Origin of the sequence: Cupriavidus sp. L7L (genome assembly GCF_004353535.1) — a bacterium.
Lineage (GTDB): Bacteria > Pseudomonadota > Gammaproteobacteria > Burkholderiales > Burkholderiaceae > Cupriavidus > Cupriavidus oxalaticus_A.
On sequence record NZ_SMNY01000003.1, the window covers coordinates 101877 to 119104 of the forward strand.

The 17228-nt window shown below is 64.5% G+C and carries 14 protein-coding genes and 1 pseudogene; 7 read left to right on the plus strand and 8 right to left on the minus strand.

The features are described 5' to 3' along the window. Window positions 1-20: 20 nt before the first annotated feature. From E1J61_RS02465 to E1J61_RS02475, 3 genes are all read right to left on the minus strand, one after another. Window positions 21-1169, minus strand: coding sequence for an acyl-CoA dehydrogenase family protein (locus E1J61_RS02465; protein ID WP_243736740.1), 1149 nt, complete (start codon window positions 1167-1169; stop codon window positions 21-23). A 221-nt stretch (window positions 1170-1390) separates the two neighbouring features. Further along, entirely contained in the window at window positions 1391-2332 is a 942-nt protein-coding gene (locus tag E1J61_RS02470; RefSeq protein WP_133092586.1) for a LysR family transcriptional regulator, read from the minus strand. Window positions 2333-2376: 44 nt separating this feature from the next. After that, on the minus strand, window positions 2377-3132 hold the full coding sequence (locus tag E1J61_RS02475) for an IclR family transcriptional regulator (RefSeq protein WP_243736741.1): 756 nt from the start codon (window positions 3130-3132) through the stop codon (window positions 2377-2379). Between the two features lie 358 nt (window positions 3133-3490). Between E1J61_RS02475 and E1J61_RS02480 the strand changes: the two genes are divergently transcribed. After that, window positions 3491-4462 carry a tripartite tricarboxylate transporter substrate binding protein gene (locus E1J61_RS02480; protein ID WP_243736742.1) on the plus strand — a complete coding sequence of 324 codons (972 nt, stop codon included), beginning with the start codon at window positions 3491-3493 and terminating at the stop codon, window positions 4460-4462. A gap of 72 nt (window positions 4463-4534) precedes the next feature. Next, window positions 4535-5956, plus strand: a complete 1422-nt coding sequence (locus E1J61_RS02485) for an MmgE/PrpD family protein (protein WP_133092588.1) — start codon at window positions 4535-4537, stop codon at window positions 5954-5956. A gap of 64 nt (window positions 5957-6020) precedes the next feature. Here E1J61_RS02485 and leuA read toward each other — a convergent pair whose 3' ends face one another. Next, window positions 6021-7703 carry a 2-isopropylmalate synthase gene (leuA, locus tag E1J61_RS02490; RefSeq protein WP_133092589.1) on the minus strand — a complete coding sequence of 561 codons (1683 nt, stop codon included), beginning with the start codon at window positions 7701-7703 and terminating at the stop codon, window positions 6021-6023. Between the two features lie 423 nt (window positions 7704-8126). Between leuA and E1J61_RS02495 the strand changes: the two genes are divergently transcribed. From E1J61_RS02495 to E1J61_RS02505, 3 genes are all read left to right on the plus strand, one after another. Further along, window positions 8127-8570, plus strand: coding sequence for an SgcJ/EcaC family oxidoreductase (locus tag E1J61_RS02495; RefSeq protein WP_243736743.1), 444 nt, complete (start codon window positions 8127-8129; stop codon window positions 8568-8570). 111 nt (window positions 8571-8681) lie between these two features. Next, a complete protein-coding gene (locus E1J61_RS02500; RefSeq protein ID WP_256376125.1) occupies window positions 8682-9263 on the plus strand; it encodes a DUF2889 domain-containing protein in 582 nt (193 codons plus the stop codon). A gap of 330 nt (window positions 9264-9593) precedes the next feature. Then, window positions 9594-10892 (plus strand): MFS transporter, encoded by a 1299-nt coding sequence (locus tag E1J61_RS02505; protein ID WP_165971408.1) that lies wholly within the window; start codon window positions 9594-9596, stop codon window positions 10890-10892. A gap of 88 nt (window positions 10893-10980) precedes the next feature. Here E1J61_RS02505 and E1J61_RS02510 read toward each other — a convergent pair whose 3' ends face one another. The 3 genes from E1J61_RS02510 to E1J61_RS02520 form a co-directional block, all read right to left on the minus strand. Further along, window positions 10981-11781 carry an SDR family NAD(P)-dependent oxidoreductase gene (locus tag E1J61_RS02510; RefSeq protein ID WP_133092592.1) on the minus strand — a complete coding sequence of 267 codons (801 nt, stop codon included), beginning with the start codon at window positions 11779-11781 and terminating at the stop codon, window positions 10981-10983. A 60-nt stretch (window positions 11782-11841) separates the two neighbouring features. Further along, window positions 11842-13095, minus strand: a complete 1254-nt coding sequence (locus E1J61_RS02515) for a CaiB/BaiF CoA-transferase family protein (RefSeq protein WP_133092593.1) — start codon at window positions 13093-13095, stop codon at window positions 11842-11844. A gap of 95 nt (window positions 13096-13190) precedes the next feature. Beyond that, the gene (locus E1J61_RS02520; RefSeq protein ID WP_133092594.1) at window positions 13191-14339 is read right to left on the minus strand and encodes a CaiB/BaiF CoA-transferase family protein; all 1149 of its coding nucleotides are present in this window, start codon (window positions 14337-14339) and stop codon (window positions 13191-13193) included. A gap of 611 nt (window positions 14340-14950) precedes the next feature. Between E1J61_RS02520 and E1J61_RS02525 the strand changes: the two genes are divergently transcribed. Continuing rightward, window positions 14951-15973: an IS110 family transposase gene (locus E1J61_RS02525; protein WP_133092595.1), complete on the plus strand. Its 1023-nt coding sequence runs from the start codon at window positions 14951-14953 to the stop codon at window positions 15971-15973. Window positions 15974-16133: 160 nt separating this feature from the next. Here E1J61_RS02525 and E1J61_RS02530 read toward each other — a convergent pair. Then, a pseudogene (locus E1J61_RS02530) lies at window positions 16134-16778 on the minus strand (ISKra4 family transposase); the annotation flags it as partial. On the opposite strand from E1J61_RS02530, the gene E1J61_RS02535 reads away from it, so the two are divergent. Next, window positions 16701-17165, plus strand: coding sequence for a hypothetical protein (locus E1J61_RS02535; RefSeq protein WP_207951179.1), 465 nt, complete (start codon window positions 16701-16703; stop codon window positions 17163-17165). The pseudogene E1J61_RS02530 and the gene E1J61_RS02535 overlap by 78 nt on opposite strands. Window positions 17166-17228 lie beyond the last annotated feature (63 nt).

Below are 17228 nucleotides of genomic sequence, written 5' to 3' on the forward strand. Positions count from 1 at the left end.
TCCTTGATGTAGTTGCGCGTTCAGCCCAGGCGCATGGACTTGGCGATGATGGTCTTCTGGATCTGCGAGGTGCCGCCGCCGATGGTGGACTGGACAGATTCGCGCAGGTAGCGCTCCATGTCGGCTTCGGGCAGGTTGGCATAGCCGCCCAGCACCTGCATGCCGGTCAGCGAGCATTGCTTGAGCGTCTCGGATCCATACAGCTTGGCCATCGACACTTCACGGCTGCACGGCACGTTGGCAGCTGCCATTTGCGCGGCGCGGTAGCACAGCAGCCGCGCGGCATCCACCTCGGTCTGGCGGTCGGCCAGCATGTGCTTGAGCACCTGGAAGTCCCACAACTGCTTGCCGAACTGGATACGCTCGTGGGCGTACTGCACCGCCTTCGACACCGCCGTTTGCGCATTGCCGACATAAGCAGCGGCCACCGCGCAGCGCTCGAGCTCCAGGTGCTTGGTGATGATTTCCCAGCCTTGGCCTTCTTCGCCGAGGATCGCATCGGCCGGCACGCGCACTTCGTCCAGGAAGATCTCGGTGGTGCCGGTCGCGTGCCGCGACAGGGTCGGCAGCTTGTTGATCACCAGGCTCGGCGTGGTGTTCGGGATCAGGAGAACGGACAGGCCGCCGTGCTTGTTGTCGGCATCCGTGCGCACCAGCATGGCGATGACCGTATCCTTGGCCGCCGCGCCGCTGCACCACAGCTTCTGTCCGGAAACGATCCAGTCGCCGTTCGCGTCGCGACGGGCGCGGGTCTTCGTGTTGGAGGCATCGGAGCCGGCGTCGGGCTCGGAGATCGACACAGAGAAGCGGATCCTGCCCTCGATGAACGGCTTGATGTACTTGTCCTTCTGCGCAGCCGTGCCGTACTTCGCGATATTCATCGCCGTGAAGGTCGGCACCAGGACCGCCGCCGCGAAATCGAAGCCGAACTTTCCAAGACCTTCGGCCATCAGCGTGTAGTCGAAGATGTCACCACCGGCGCCGCCCTCTTCCTCCGTGAACAGCAGCCCCAGCCAGCCCTGCTTGGCGATCTTGTCGTAGGCCTCGTAGGGATAGTCACGGTTCTGGTCGCACTTGCGCACGTACTCGACCGTGACCTCGTTGTCCATGAAACGGTTCACGGTATCCAGCCACAAGGCCTGCGATTCATTCAGGAAGTTCGGTTGCACTGTATTGCCTCCATTGGTTTGCGTTGGCATCTGCCTGCATTGCAGCGAGCCCTTGCTGCGATTGCCGCGATGCGTGTTGGAAGCGTAGTGGTGTGCAGCAGGCAAGCCAACTGGCCTTTTCCGAAGCGGCGATTCGGTGGGATCGAAGTGAGCCGCAGGAGGCGCCCGGACGGGCCGGCGCGCAGTGTTGCGCCGTGTTGCGCGACGGTGCGTGGTAGCGCTCAGCCCTGCCCTGATGCGGCGGGCTCGCCGCGCGGGCGGTCTAGCAGCTGCTTCATCAGCGCGGCGGCAGGCGGGCTCAGGACACGGCCGCGGGCCGTGGCGATATGGGTGGTGCGCACGGCCCATGACTCGTCGATGGCCACGCTGGTGACCTGATCGAACATATCGTGGCTGAGCAGGCATTCGGGCAACACAGTCACGCCCAGCCCGGCCTGGACCAGGCTGGTCGCCACCCCGGCGCTGACGACGTGGAACGGTGGGGCGAACTCGGCGCCCATGCGTTTCGCCGCGGCGCGGAACATGCCCAGCATCGATTCCACCGGGATCAGCCGTTCCGGCAGCAGGTCTTCGAACCTGAGCGTTTCGCGCGCGCTGAGCGCGTGCGAGTTGGGCACCACGGCGACCAGCCGGTCGCGGCGGTACGGTGTCACGTCGACGCCCCCAAGCTCAAGCTCGTGGGCCATGGCGAACACGCCTACGTCGGCATCGCCGCGCGACACCGCCTCGATGATCGCGGCGTTCTCGACTTCGCGCACCACCAGCTCCACAAGCGGGAAATCGCGCGCGTAGTCGCCCAGCTCGCGGGCAAGAAATGGCGCGATGATTGAGCGCGCCGAAGCCACCACCACCTTGCCGCGCATGCCTTCGGTGAAAGCGGAAATCTCGGAACGCAGGTTCTCGATGCTGTCCAGGATCTGGCGCGCGTAGCGCACCAGCACCGCGCCCGCGGGACTCGGCACGACGCCCCTGGGCCCGCGTTCGAGCAGCTTGACGCCGGCGATATCCTCGAGGTCCTGGATCCGCTTGGTCGCCGTCGATGCGGCAATGTTCTCGCGGCTCGCGGCGCGCCCGATCTGCTGCTCTTCGACAGCGGACAGGAACAACCGCAACGTGAACAGGTCGACTTGGCGGATCAGGTGCAGGCGGTTGAATTCGGTCATGAAAGGCTGGCGGGAAGGTGAAGGGCCAGCCTATTTTGCTCGCCTTATTCGCGCGATGCCAGCCGTTCCTGCAGCACCTGCGCCATCGCCAGCAGGCGCGGCCCGAGCTCGCGTTCGACGCGGGCGCGCGCCATGCGCGCAGTTCGGCCAATACAGGCCAGCACCAGCGGCGGCTGCTCCGGCACGCAAACCGGCACGGCGACGGTGGCCAACTCAGGCTCCCACTCGCCGAGCGACATGCAGAAGCCCAGTTCATGGACCTGCGAGATCTTCTCGGCCATGCGCCGCCGCAGCAAGGGCCAGTCGCGGCCGGCCTTGCGCTCCACATTGCCTTGCAGGTAGCAGCGCTCCAGTTCCGGGATCGCTGCAAGCAGTGCCGATCCCATCAGCGACGACGCAATATGCAGGCGCGTCCCCGGCGTCAGGCGCAGGTCCAGCACGGCCTGGCTGCCCACGCGGCTGTCCAGCACGATCACATCGAGCCGGTCGCGCGTGCCGAGCACCATGTAGGTATCGGTCGCTTCGGCGAACTTGCGCATCTCGATGCTGGCCTCGCGCTGCACGGCAGGATCGGCGGTCGCCGCATAGCCGAGCGCCAGCGAGGCGGCCGCGAGCCGGTATTTGCGCCGCACCTCGTCGTGGTGCAGGTATCCCAGTGCGACCAGCGACTGCAGCAGCCGCGTGACCGTGGGCGCGGGGATGCCGGTCTCCAGCGAAATCTCCTGGTTGCCCAGCCAGGCCTGCTCCGGGCCGAAGGCGGCCAGCACGGCCAGGCCGCGGGCCAGCGGCACAACCCGCACCTGACTTTCCTCTGTAGCGGACCGGCCCGGCCTGGGCCAGATCGCGCCGATCCCGGGTTGATGGCCTCGCGGCCTCGCGCCTGCTTGCTGCAACATGGGCGTCTCCGTATCCATGGATATGCTTGCGCCCGCTACCCACGAGCATGCGGCGCATGGCGGCGCGCCCGTACCTGACGAACGTTAGGTAGAGTTTGAGGGCCGGTTCGATGAAGCTCCATGGGGGTTAACCCCCTCGCTCATTGCACGGAACGTCGGCAAGCGCTGCATTGACCGCGCCTGCCCCCGATCCGACCATGCGTGCATACGCCACCCTGCACGCAGGGCTGTCAACAGGATATCGAGACAGGAGACCGCAGCAATGACCCATTCCCTTCACCGCCTGTGCGGCGTGATCATCATGGCGCTGGCCGCAGGCCCGACATTCGCGGCAGACGCTTATCCAGCCAGGCCCGTGCGCATCATCGTGAACTCGGCGCCGGGCGCGCTGCTCGACGTCACGACCCGCGCCGTGGCGCAGCAGATGGCCGAGAACCTTGGCCAACCCGTGGTCGTGGAAAACATGGCTGGGGCTGCCGGGCTGCTAGGCATCCGTTATGTGAAGGCCCAGAAGCCGGATGGCTACACCCTCCTCGCCACCGCCAACACCCTGGCGCTGGCGCAGGCCACCAAGCTGGAGCCGGGCTACGACCTGGCGCGGGACTTCACCGGCATCGGCATGATGAACAAGGCCCCGCTGATCATGGTGGGCTTCTCCGCCCAGCCCGACAAGACCCTGCCACAGTTGATCGCGCATGCCAAAGCCAGTCCGGGCACGATGTCCTATGCCACCGCGGGCATTGGCACCAGTACCCATATGGCCGCCGCGCTGTTCATGCACCAGGCCGGCATCAATATGCTTCACGTACCCTACAAGGGCAACGCCGGCGCCATGCCGGATGTGCTCGGCGGGCGCGTCAACATGATCTTTGACGGCGCCAACTCGTCAGGCCCATACGTCCAGGACGGCAAGCTGCGCGCGTTCGCGGTTTCGTCACCCAAGCGCCTGCCGGCGTTTCCCGATATTCCGACACTGGCCGAACAGGGCCTGCCCAACTATAGCTTCCATGTCTATATGGGCCTGACGGCGCCGGCCGGCACGCCAACGCCTGTCGTCATGCGGCTGGCGTTGGCATTGAAGGCGGCGCAGGCCAGCGAGGCCGTGCGCGAGCGGTTCCGCAAGGACAGCGCCGAAGCCGGCAACCTGTCCCCGGAGGAATTCACCGAGTTCTTGCGCCAGGATCTTCAGCGCAATATCAAGGTCGTGGCGGACCTGGGCATTCCGAAAGAGTAAGCCGAACGACAAGCCGAACTCCCCTGCCAGCCCCTGCCGCAGGGGCGCGACACATTACCTGGAGAGAACGCAATGGCAACAACCATCGTCGAGCACCTGGCCAGCTTCACCCAACAAAGCACCTACGACTCGCTGCCCCCGGCGGTCGCGGACGAATGCAAGCGCATCGTCCTCGATTCGCTGGGATGCGCACTGGCCGCCGTCGACCAGCCCAAGGGCAAGATCGGGATCGACTATGGCGCACTGATGGGTGGCGCCGCGGGCAACGCCACTATCATCGGCACCGACCAGCGGGTGTCGGTCGTCGGCGCGGCCTTTGCCAACGGCGAACTGATCAACGCGCTCGACATGGATGCGGTGGTTCCGCCGGGCCATGTGACGCCCTATGTCCTGCCCGGCGCGCTGGCGGTCGGCGAAGCCATGGGCCGCTCCGGCCAGGACCTGATCACCGCGCTGGCCGTCTCGCACGAGATGTCCTACCGGCTCGGCAAGGCCATGGACTACCTGCGCGACACCAAGGACGGCAAGGTGTCGCCACCGAAGATCTATGGCTACAGCAGCACCGTCTTCGGCGCGACGGCGGCCATCGTCAAGCTGAAGGGACTGGGCGCCGAGACAACAGCGCATGCGCTCGGAATTGCCGGCAGCATCAGCCCGGTAAATTCGCAAGTCGCCTGGTTCCAGCATGCGCCCAGCTCCACGATCAAGTACCTGCTTGCCGGCGCGCTGACGCAGGCGGCCATGGCCGCCGCGCACATGGCCGAGTTCGGCCACCGCGGCGACCTGCAGATTCTCGATGACCGCGAGTACGGTTTCCCGCGCTTTATAGGCACCACGCGCTGGGAGCCCGATCGCATCCTCGCGGCACTCGGCACCGACTGGCAGTTTCCCGCCGAGCAATCCTACAAGCCCTACCCGCACTGTCGCATCCTGCATGCGCTGCTGGACAGCCTCAACGAGATCGTCGGCCAGAACGAGCTGCGACAGGATGAGATCGACGGCATCAAGGTCTGGGTCGAAGGCTTCGTCGAGCAGCCGGTATGGCTCAACCGGGATATCCGGCATGTGCACGATGCACAGTTCAGCATCGCGCACGGCATCGCGCTGGGCGCGCATCGCGTGCCGCCGGGCAAGGCCTGGCAGGATCCGGAACTGGTCTTCGGCGAATCCGTGATGCGCCTGATGGACAAGGTCGAGCACGCGGTGCACCCCGACTATGTGGCACTGCTGACCGGCCACGCGGCCAGCCGGCCGGCGAAGATCGAGGTGTCGGCGCGCGGCCAGACCTTTGCCGACGAGCGGCGCTATCCGAAGGGGAGCCCCTCCCCCGATCCGGCCAGCCATATGAGCACGGAAGAACTGGTACAGAAATTCCGCGACAACGCGCAGGACGTCATTCCCGAGGCCAACATCGCTCGCGTCATCGATGCGGTGCTGGACCTGGAGAATGTGCGGAACATCGCGTCGATCCTGGCTGACGTGCGACCCGGCTAAGGTCCGGCTTCACCTGGCAGCGGGCGCCATGTGCAAGGCATGGTGCCCGCGCAGACCTCAGCGGTTAGCGCATTCGGGCCGCGGCGTCCGCGGTGGCGCGCTGCAGGCCCGAGACAATTGCCTTCAATGACGCCGACACGATGTCAGAGTCGATGCCCACGCCGAACAGTGTACGGTCGCCAATGCGCAGCTCGAGGTACGCCACTGCCTGCGCGTCTGCGCCGGCGCCAATCGAATGCTCGTGGTAGTCCAGCACGCGGATGCTCTCACCGGTGGCCGCCGCCAGTGCTTTCACGAAGGCATCGATCGGCCCGTTTCCGGCGCCGTCCAGGGCAACCGGCTGCCCGTGGACCACGGCTTCGCCGGCAAGCCGTACGCGTTCTCCCGCAGCGCCTGCCGCGGCTTCTGCCAGGCTGTGCTTCGGCGCGGGGATGGCATGCACGGCGTACTCGCGCTCGAACAGCTCGAACAGGTCATGCGCGGTCAGCTCGGTGCCGGTCGCGTCCATCACGCCCTGCACTACCTGGCTGAACTCGATCTGCAGGCGCCGTGGCAGCTCCATGCCGTACTCGCTCTCGAGCAGGTAAGAGATGCCGCCCTTGCCGGACTGGCTGTTTACGCGGATCACCGCCTCGTAGCTGCGGCCGAGATCCTTGGGATCGAGCGGCAGGTACGGCATGTCCCAGATATCGCCCTCCTGGCGCGCGGCGAAAGCCTTCTTGATGGCGTCCTGGTGCGAACCGGAAAACGACGTGTAGACCAGGTCGCCCGCATAGGGGTGGCGCGGGTGCACCGGCAGCTGGTTGCAGTGCTCCACAGTGCGACGGATCTCGTCGATATCGGAGAAGTCGAGGCCGGGGTCCACGCCCTGCGTGTACAGGTTCAGCGCGACATTGACCAGGTCAAGGTTGCCGGTGCGTTCGCCATTGCCGAACAGGCAGCCTTCCAGGCGGTCGGCACCCGCCATCACGGCAAATTCGCCGGCCGCTGTCCCCGTACCCCGGTCATTGTGCGGATGGACGGACAGTCTGATCGAATCGCGGCGCGCCAGGTTCCGGTGCATCCACTCAATCATGTCGGCGAAGATGTTCGGCGTGGAATGCTCCACCGTCGAAGGGAGGTTCACGATGCACTTGTGCGCGGGCGTGGGCTGCCAGACCTCCGTGACCGCGTCAACCACGCGCTTGGAGAAAGCCAGCTCGGTACCCGAGAACATCTCCGGCGAGTACTCGAAAATCCACTGCGTCCCTGGCTGCTGCGCTGCCAGTTCGCTGAACAGCTTGGCGTGGCTGGTGGCGAGCTCAACGATGCCGGCCTCGTCGAGGCCAAGCACCACCCTGCGCATAACGGGCGAGGTGGCGTTATACAGATGGACGATCGCGCGCGAAGCCCCGCGCAGGGACTCGAAGGTGCGGCGGATCAGGGGTTCGCGTGCCTGCGTCAGCACCTGGATAGTCACGTCGTCGGGAACGAGTCGCTCATCGATCAGCTTGCGCACGAAATCGAACTCGACCTGCGACGAGGACGGGAAGCCGACTTCGATCTCCTTGAAGCCCGTCTGCACCAGCATCCTGAACATGCGCAGCTTGCGCTCGATGTCCATCGGCTCGATCAACGCCTGGTTGCCATCGCGCAGGTCCACGCTGCACCAGGCCGGCGGGCGGGTCAGCACTGCGTCCGGCCAGGTACGGTCGCGCAAGTGGACCGGGGCAAAGGGACGGTACTTGGTGGCGGGTTGCTTCAGCATGGGAGGAAGGCCTTTGGTCGAAGGTGGCGCCAACGGCGCGAACAAAAAAAGAAGCCCCGCGGCAAGCCGGTCGGGGCATAAGCTCGCTCGGAGGCGAGCATGGAGACAACAGCTACCGTTTCCGGCATGCACGGATTCACTATGCTGCAGCGGCGCCAGATAACCAATGGCGTTGCGCAAACTCTCCCGTACTTTGAAACATCTCGGCAAACCCGCGCCCCTGAGCGCTGAAGCCGCAGCGTGGCGACCGCCGGAACCGGTCGCATCCCGACCTGCAGTTGCGGGCGGCGGCGCCGTGGCATTCCAAGGTACGGAACGCCCTGTCCTTTTCGGTTGAGCTGGCGGGCGTCATCGTCGTAGCATTGCCCGCAACGCCGCAAGAAAGGCATGGCCGGGAACGCCCGGGCCGCGCCAGGCAATGACATGGCAACCATGACCGAACACCACGCCTCGAGCACGAACGCCTCGCGCGTGCAGGCCGCCCTGCAAGACCTCGAGCGCCGCTGGAACGCCGCCGCGCTGACGTGGAACGCAGACGCGCTTGCCGCGCTATACGCGCCCGAAGCCCTGTTTTTCGGGGGCCGCCCGGGCCACGCCGTGGGCCAGGCGGCGATCCTGGGGTACTTTGCCTCGTATGCCGGGACGCTGCGCTCGGCATCCATGTCGCTGGTCGACCAGACCCTGGTTGAGCTTGGCGCGGACACGCTGCTGGCGCAGGGGCACGCAAACTTCCGCTTTGTGCTCGCCGACGGGAGCGAAACCGCCTCGGCACTGCGGACGACCTGGGTGCTGGTCAGGCGCCTGGGGGTGTGGCAGATTCTGCAGCATCACTTTTCCCCGACACCGGAAGCACCGCCTATCCAATAGCCGGCGCCCCCTTCATCGAGATGACCCGATGCACGAAGACCAAGCGCCCGCCGCCGCCCACGCCGCGGCAACGCCTACCTGCGAATTGCCGCCACCGGCCCACGACGCCACCTGCATACCCGCGCTGTCATCATGCAGGGCTTTCGCCGTGACGACGGCTTGTGGGACATCGAAGGCGAGATGAAGGACAGCAAGACCGGGCCCTGGCCCAGCTGGGAAAGCGGTGAGCAACCGCCCGACGTGCCCATACACCACATGCAGGTCCGCATCACGCTGGACAACACCTATACCGTCCGGGCCATCGCAGCAGCGCTGCCTTCCATCCCTTTTGCCGAATGCACCGGGGGCCTGCCACCGCTGCAAGGCCTGGTTGGCGCGAGCATCGCGCGCGGCTGGCGCAAGACGCTCGAAACCACGTTGGGCGGCACCAGGGGCTGCACGCATCTGCGCGAACTACTGATGAATCTCGGTACCGTGGCCTACCAGACCGTGGGCGGCGAAGCGCGGCGCCAGGAATGGGAAGCCCTGCCCGAACCCCGTATCAGGCCTCCGGTGGCAACATCGCCCAAGCCGCACTGGGACAAGTGCGTCGGCTGGCGCCTTGACGGGGAAGTGATCAGGCGGTGGGCACCGGATTTCTACCAGACCCCCGGCAAGGCTTCGGCGGGCACCAGCCCAGCCGATACGGAATAACCACCGACGCGGGTGGTCGTGCAAGGTACCCGTGGTATTGCCGGATATCCTCGCGCAGGATGCCGCGCGGCTCGGTGATGCGCATCGCACCTTCTTGCACCCTGTGGCTCGAGGTGATGACAGCTTCCGAGGCCGCGCCGGGCAGGTGGTTGAGCAAGCGCGAAAGACGGCCTTAACAACCGGCTCCTCAACATAGCACTTCCAAAGTACGGGACGCGCGCTTGCAACTCGTTGCGACGCGGCGTGGCATTGGTCTCCAATCTGGCATACCTGTCAAATGAGCCACGCCATGGGGACTGAGAACGCGAACGAAGCTGGCGCTGCCGGTATGTGCCAGAAGCCATCGGTGAGCACATGACGGAGCCGCCACGCAAGTCGGCGCAAGCCGCCGCCACCACCGCCACCGCCACCGCGTGGGGGCCGCTGCGCAACCGGCGGTTCTCGGTACTCTGGTCGGTATGGGTCGCCGCCAACCTGTGCGTGTGGATGTGCGACGTCGCCGCGGCCTGGCTGATGACCACCCTGACCGACAGCAAGATCCTGGTTGCCCTGGTGCAGACGGCCACGGCCTTGCCAGCGTTTTTTCTCGCTCTCCCCGGTGGCGCGCTGGCGGATCAACTCGACCGGCGCAGGTGCTTCCTCCTCACACTCTTGTGGACTACGGCCACGACGACTGCGCTCGCAGTGGCTGCTGCCACTGGTTTCCTCAATACACCGCTGCTGCTTGCGCTGGTCTTTGCCGGAGGCATTGGCACCGCCGTGCGCTGGCCGGCTTTCTCGGCCTTGCTGCCGGAGGTCGTTGCGCGCCCAGAGTTGCCGCAGGCAATGGCCCTGCATGGCCTGGCTGTGCACGGCGGACGTGTGGGAGGACCGCTCCTGGCAGGCTTGTTCCTGGCCATATGGGGCGGCGCCTCGGTGTTCATCGTCGGCGCGCTGATGTCGCTTGCCTCGGCATTGGTGATCTGGAAATGGGACTATAACGCGCCGCCGCGCAAGCGCCGCACCGTGCGTCTGCCGCAATCGATACGATCCGGCCTGCGTTACGCATGGCGCAGCCAACGCCTGCGCGCCGCGATCGTGCGGGTCTGGGTGCTCTTTTTGACTGTGACCGCATTGATGGCGTTGCTCCCGCTGCTCGCGCGCGCATATGGCGGGGTCAGCGCACAGGTCTACACGACGCTGCTCGCTTGCGTAGGCGCCGGGGCCATGACGGTGGCGATGGCACTGCCGCGACTGCGGGCCCGTTTCGGCTCGGCAAGGATCGTCACGGATGGCTCGCTCATCCTCGGTATCGCGATTGCAGGCATCGGGCTGGCCCCGCATGCGTGGCTTGCGGCATCTGTCCTGTTCGTGAGCGGAGCCAGCTGGCTTGCGATCGGCAACTCGCTGAACGTCAGCGCCCAGCTGGCGCTGCCTGACCGGCTGCGCGCCCGCGGCATGGCGGTCTTTTTCATGGCCGCAATGGGAGGCGGCGCCAGCGGCGCTGCGCTATTCGGCGCGCTGGCCGACCATGTGGGCGTGCGTCCGGCGCTGCTGTCACTGGCGCTGATGACGTTCGGACTGGGCTGGCTGATGCGCGGCCGTTGGTCTATCTCATTCGCGGACGGCAACAGTCAGGAACAGGGTTGAACCAGAGGCCTGCGGGACCGCGCAGCCCGCCAGTCAGGAGCATGCACGCTGGCTGGAGGGACTTTCTGCATCTGACGACGCAGTTGCCTCAGTGAATGGTCAACCCACCCGTAGGACTGAGCGTCGCCCCCGTGAGGTAGTGCGCGGCATCCGAAGCCAGGAATGCCACCACCTGGCCAATGTCTTGCGGCGCCGCCACGCCAAGTGGGCTGCTGGCGATGATCTTTTCATACTGCTTGCGGTGGCGCTCCGAGACCCCTCCCTCCTTCTCGAATGCAGCCTGCCAGGAGGGGCTGTCGCGCACCACCGTCACGCACACGCAGTTCACGCGGATCCGGTCTCGGGCCAGCTCCCTGGCAAGCACCTTGCTCGCACTGATCAGCCCGCCGGCGAAGGTCGCGACCGCTGTCTGGGTGGGCGTGGGCACGCGGCCACCCTCGGATGTCACAAAGACGACGCTTCCGCCTCCGCGCTGGCGCATGAAGGGCAACGCCGACTGTACCGGGAGCAGCTTCGCAGCGGTGTTCTCTGCCACCACGGCGCAAACACGCGACAGGTCGATATCGCCGAACGGTCCCCTGACGTCGGGGCGGCGTGCCTCGTCGTCGTTGCCGCCGGCGTTCGCGACAACAATGTCGATGCCGCCATGATGGCGGGCAGCTTCGGCGGCCACCGCATCCATGTCCGCTTTGGAGCGGACATCACCGGACAGGAAATCCCCGGTACCTCCGGCGTGGCGAATCTCGGCGAGCACCGCCTCAGCCCTCGCTGCCGTTCTGCCACTGATGACAACGATGGCGCCGAGCGCAGCAAGCTGTAGCGCGATCCCCTTCCCGATCCCGCCGGTGCCGCCGGTAACGATGGCAACCTTCCCTTCAAGAATTTTCATTGCGGAGAACCTCTATCCATTGAGACGTTGATTGCATCGGGGCAGATGCCCAGGCGCTGCTCAGATGACCTCCGACGCGTGCAGTGCGTCGAGCTGCTGCGCATTCATGTGCAGCCAGTCGCCCAGCACCCTATCGGTATGCTGACCTAGCCGGGGTGGCAGACCAGCCTCCGGCTCGGGAGTATCGGACATCTTGATCGGATTGCCCGCGACCTGGACGGCGCCCCATGCCGGGTCCTGCAGGGTCATCAGCATCTGCCGCGCGGCAACGTGCGGGCATTCGAAGACATCAGCAATGTCGTTGACCGCGGAGGCCGGAACCCCGCCTTCACGCAGTGCTTCGACGGCCTCGGCGCGTGTGCGCGTGGCCAGCCATGCGTCGATATGCGGGTTGAGCGCGTCGCTGTTGGCACTGCGGGCCATACCGTCCTGGAAGCGCGCATCCTCCAGCAGGGCAGGCATGCCAATCACGTGGCAGAAGCGCTGCCAGATATGATCCCCCAGCACGGCGATGACAATATACCCGTCGCTGGCGCGGAAGGTGCCGAACGGCGCCGTCACGGCATGCAACCCGGGCGGCGCAGGCTTGTGGAAGGCGGAGTACATCGCAACCGAGATCTCGTTCTGCACCAGAGAGGCGTCATAGAGCGAAATGTCGACCTTCTTCCCCAACCCGGTTCGTTCGCGCTGGTAAAGCGCCAGCAGCGCCCCCTGTGCGGCAAGGATGCCGCCCTGCAGGTCGGTCATCGAGAAGCCGAGATAAGTCGGCCGGTCTCCCTGGCGCTCGGGCCGGTACATCAGCCCGCTCAGCGCCTGCCCGATGATGTCGAAGGCCGGGTAGTCGGTGTACGGGCTCGGCATCACATCTTCATGCCCGAAACCGGAGATCGCGACATAGATGAGGCGCGGGTTGTGCTCGCGCAGCGCGCCATAGCCAATGCCGAGACGGTCCATCACGCCGGGCCGCAGGTTCTCAAGGACGATGTCCGCCTCGCATGCCAGTTGCGTGAATATCCGCTTGCCTTCGGGATGCTTGAGGTCCAGCGTGACGCTCTTCTTGTTCCGGTTGTTGCGCAGGAAGGACAAGCTTTGCACGGAGCCGTCCTCGGCGCTCTTCACCGGAGTGGTGCTGCGCGCAAAATCCCCGCCGTCACGCGACTCCACCTTGACGACTTCGGCACCGGCATCGGCGAGCCACATCGAGGCAAAAGGCCCGGCAACAAAATTCTCGACCGCCAGGACTCGCACGCCGCTCAGGGGTCGCCCAGGGTTGTTCGTGGTGGCTGCGGTAGCAGCATTCGCATTGGCACTCATGGTGACTCGGGTTGGTCATGCATCAAGGCGAAGAGACTCTCCGTTTGCGGAACTTCGGTCATGTCTCTCTCCGTTTTCATATATCGTCGTAGCCGTCAAGCCTTTGGCCGCATGGTCAGGCACGCAAGGTCCGCGTTGTCGTGGCCGACTTCGCGCGCCGCCGACAATGGCGGCGGACGCTTGCCGTTGAACGACAGCGGCAAGCCAACGACAGCGAGCTCATCGTCTGACGGCTTGCCGATGATGCCCAGCGCCTCCGTCTGCGCGTGGTGCACCAGCTCCTCGGTCGTCTGGATCGGGGCGCACGGCAGCCCGACGACGCCCAGCCGCTCCTGCCAGTAGGCGCGCGGATGCTCGGCCAGGCGCTCGCCGATGAGTCCGTCGATCAGGGCGCGATTACGCAGGCGCCCCGCATTGGTGGCAAAGCGCTCGTCACGCGCCCATTCGGGCCGGTCCAGCGTCTCGCAAAGCCGGGCGAACAGCGCATCGTTGGCGCAGCTGACGATCAGGTAGCCGTCGGCGGTCTGGTAGGCGCGATGCGGCACGATGAAGGCGACGCCGGACCCATGGCGCGAACCCGGTTCGCCGTCCGCGTTGTAGTTGGCCACGCCGATCGACATCCAGGCAATCGCGGTTTCCAGCAGCGAGCTGCTGACGGTCGCGCCGACGTGCTTCTTCTGCCGGCGCATCAGCGCCGCCAGGATGCCGATCACGGCCCACATACCCGTGCCAAAGTCGACAATGGACACCCCGGCGCGCACCGGCGACTGCCCCTCCTCGCCGGTGATGCTCATGATCCCTGCGAACGCCTGCATTAGCGGGTCATAGCCCGGCGCGGTGTTCAGCGGACCCTGGTGGCCGAAGGCGCCGACTTCGCAGCAGATCAGCTCCGGCTTGGTCACGCGCAGGCTGTCGGCATCGAGCCCGTACTGCGCCGCCGAGCCGGGCCGCAGGTTGTGGAAGAAAACGTCGGCGCGCTCCGCGATCAACTGGTGCAGCTTGGCCAGGTCGCCGGGATCCTTGATGTCAAGGCTGATGAAGCGCTTGCCGCGGTTGATGGCATGGAAGGCCGCGCCGCTGCCCTTCCACTTGCTCGGCCCCCAGCCGCGCGCAGAATCGCCCGTGGGCCGCTCGATCTTCCAGACGTCCGCGCCGAGCGCTGCAAGGATCTGGCCGGCGAACGGCGCCGAAGCGCTGTCGCTCAGCTCGACCACGACCACACCGTCGAGAGGCAAGTCATGCATTGCTGATACGCTCCTTCGTTTGATATGCGTTGTGTTGCATCTGCTTGGATCGGATGCATGCGGGAAGAGTAGAGGCGTGACGCCGTCTGGCCAACTGGCCTTTTCCGAAACGGTGATTCGGAGGGATCGAAACCGGAGCGCCACGGCCCAACCGGTTTTGGGGCCGCTTGGGCGCGGCAGCGTCGTCGCGCGCCCCTCGCCGAGTTGCCTGATCAGCGCAGCAAACCCATCGTGCTCACTTAGAAACGTGAGGTTATAGGCGCTTTCAGCTTACATTTCCAATGAATCCCCACATTGAAATGGAAGTCCCGAGCGCAGGGCTGCCAATTTCGAGCGCGGGAGCAGAATCGGTAGTCGACAATGTCATTGGCCAGCGCATGAAAAGGAACGGGCACATGCGATGGACGATTGCTGGAGCCAATGGACTACTGCAGGTTCGATGTGCCGTTCTCAACGGCGTGAACTGTAGTAAAAGGCGGTACGTTTTCGTAGATGGAATGGTCGCCTCCCGCCTCGGCGAATCGCCGACCGTGCCGGAGCAGTTCGTAAGGCAGCTCCCATGTGTGTCACAGTGGTGATTCTGTCGTCGCAGCCTGCCAAGGAGGATCCACATGGAACCGACCACAGTAGCCATCGACCTGGCCAAGCACGTTTTCCAAATCCATTTCGTTGAGCCCGACACTGGCACGATTCACAGTAAAGCCATGAGGCGCGCTCAGCTGTTGCCGTTCTTCACAAACCGACCGCCATCCCGCATCGTCATGGAGGCCTGTGGCAGTGCGCATTACTGGGCACGGAAGTTGTCTGCGCTCGGGCACGATGTCCGGCTTATTGCGGCCCAGTTCGTGCGGCCGTTTGTCAAATCCAACAAGAACGACACCGCAGACGCCGCAGCAATCTGGGAGGCAGCGCAACGCCCAGGAATGCGATTTGTGGCCGTCAAGACGGAGGAACAGCAAGCCATGCTGGCGCTCCACCGCATGCGCCAGCAACTTGTACGCTTTCGCGTGATGCAGGTGAACCAGTTGCGCGGACTATTATATGAGTTCGGGGTGGTGCTGCCACAGGGGCGCCGCACGGGGATCGCAGCTGCCAAGATCGCCTTGGCTGATTTGGCAGACCAGTTGCCTGCAATGCTAACGGATGGCTTGCAAGACCAACTATCTCGGCTGCTCGCGCTCGACGAGCAGATCCAACGGATTGAGCAACGCATTACGGAATGGCGTCGCAGTGACGAAGCGTGCCGCCGTATCTCCGACGTCCCGGGGGTTGGCTTGTTGACAGCCACTGCCGCAGTCGCCGTCATCGGGAATGCCCGCACCTTCAAGTCCGGACGAGAGTTTGCAGCCTATCTTGGACTTGTGCCTCGACAGAATGGCTCTGGCGGCAAAGTCAAACTGGGCGGCATCAGTAAACGGGGCGACGTCTATCTCCGCACCTTGTTGATCCACGGGGCACGATCCGTAATATCAAAGGCTCGACACTTGCCCGACCACCTGAAGTCCATGCTTAAGCGACGACCCACAAACGTCGTTGCCGTGGCGCTGGCCAACAAAATGGCGAGAATCATTTGGGCCCTGCTGGCATACAGGCGCACGTACCAGGTTCCCCTCGCTCCGCCATTGCCGGCGTGACTTCGATGAAACGACTATCCACACCACCTTTCACGGTTGCATAGGTTGATATTGAATTGATGGCAAGACAGGTCGGACCGCGCAGAGCCAAACCTGAAACATTACTCGGACCTTGAGTCCGTTGCGTAGATGAGGACCTCTGCGGCGAAATCCATCGGGGCCTGCGGGTACGCCCGCGATAGAGTCCGGATATAAGTGCTCGCTTAACGTAGCCAACATCGATGCCAAGCTCGGCGATGGGTTTTTTCTCCTCGCACCACCGCCGCACAGGCCTTGCGTGCTGGAGGTATTTGCCTACGGCCACGGTGTGATTGCGGATGGTGACGTGGCTATCGCGGCCGGAGGTTGGTAACAAGAGGTTCATGACCTGCATGGCCTGCCGGTATGGCATTGTGGCGCTGAGTTCAGCATGCAGCCATCGCAGTTCCCCTGTGCTTGCTTCCCTAACAAAATTCTTAAGCGGCGATACATACCTCGATTTGTCAGCACCACACTTGCATGCTTTCCAGCGAGGGCGACAGTAGTAGACCTTTCCCAGCGTCGTCTTCAGTTCTGAGCTATGCAAGTCATGTTCACGACGGAGCGTGCCGCAGACCTTACAAGTTCGCTGTGACGCGCAGTAGCGGGCGATCTGTTCGTTGACAAATTCCTCCTGGACGCAATTGACGAATGATTTGCCTTCCTCCAGCGTCAAGCCCACGTCGCCGCAGGGCCCGCATTCAGCGCGGTGAAATCGCATCAACTCAACCCGCTTGACCGCTGTGCCGTGGCCATCATCGAACTCGAGAACGATTGTGCATCGCATGTCGGTTCTCCGTCTCTTTGCTACAGATACGATACTCCGATGAAGGGCGGCGTCCCGGGCTTTTTAACGGCTTCCTTCAACACTAAGGCGGTAAAGGATGGGCTCGGTCTGCGCTGGTCGTTCATGGGGCCAATGGAGACCATCGACCTGAACGCGCCTGGTGGCCTACGCGACTATTGCGGACGCTATGGTCCGCTCTATCTCGACATTGCCAGGCAAGCTACGCCGCGACAGTGGACCGATGCGCTCATTGGCAAACTGGAAGCGGAGCGCCTTGTGGAACTGCCGTCGCATCTACGCGACGCTCGCCAGGCATGGCGCGATCAGCGATTGATGCAATTGGTGGCCCACAAGCGCAGCGCATCAACCGAGTATGCGAACGATTGAGTGTTCCTCAAGTCGATTCTTCCCATTTAATAAACGCGCCGCGCACATGTGCAGTCAGGTGCG

Coding starts and splice junctions, on each gene's coding strand:
- E1J61_RS02485 (WP_133092588.1), top strand. CDS start 4,535: ATGGCAACAACCATCGTCGAGCACCTGGCCAGCTTCACCCAACAAAGC.
- E1J61_RS02515 (WP_133092593.1), bottom strand. CDS start 13,095: ATGAGTGCCAATGCGAATGCTGCTACCGCAGCCACCACGAACAACCCT.
- leuA (WP_133092589.1), bottom strand. CDS start 7,703: ATGCTGAAGCAACCCGCCACCAAGTACCGTCCCTTTGCCCCGGTCCAC.
- E1J61_RS02525 (WP_133092595.1), top strand. CDS start 14,951: ATGGAACCGACCACAGTAGCCATCGACCTGGCCAAGCACGTTTTCCAA.
- E1J61_RS02470 (WP_133092586.1), bottom strand. CDS start 2,332: ATGACCGAATTCAACCGCCTGCACCTGATCCGCCAAGTCGACCTGTTC.
- E1J61_RS02510 (WP_133092592.1), bottom strand. CDS start 11,781: ATGAAAATTCTTGAAGGGAAGGTTGCCATCGTTACCGGCGGCACCGGC.
- E1J61_RS02480 (WP_243736742.1), top strand. CDS start 3,491: ATGACCCATTCCCTTCACCGCCTGTGCGGCGTGATCATCATGGCGCTG.
- E1J61_RS02520 (WP_133092594.1), bottom strand. CDS start 14,339: ATGCATGACTTGCCTCTCGACGGTGTGGTCGTGGTCGAGCTGAGCGAC.
- E1J61_RS02495 (WP_243736743.1), top strand. CDS start 8,127: ATGGCAACCATGACCGAACACCACGCCTCGAGCACGAACGCCTCGCGC.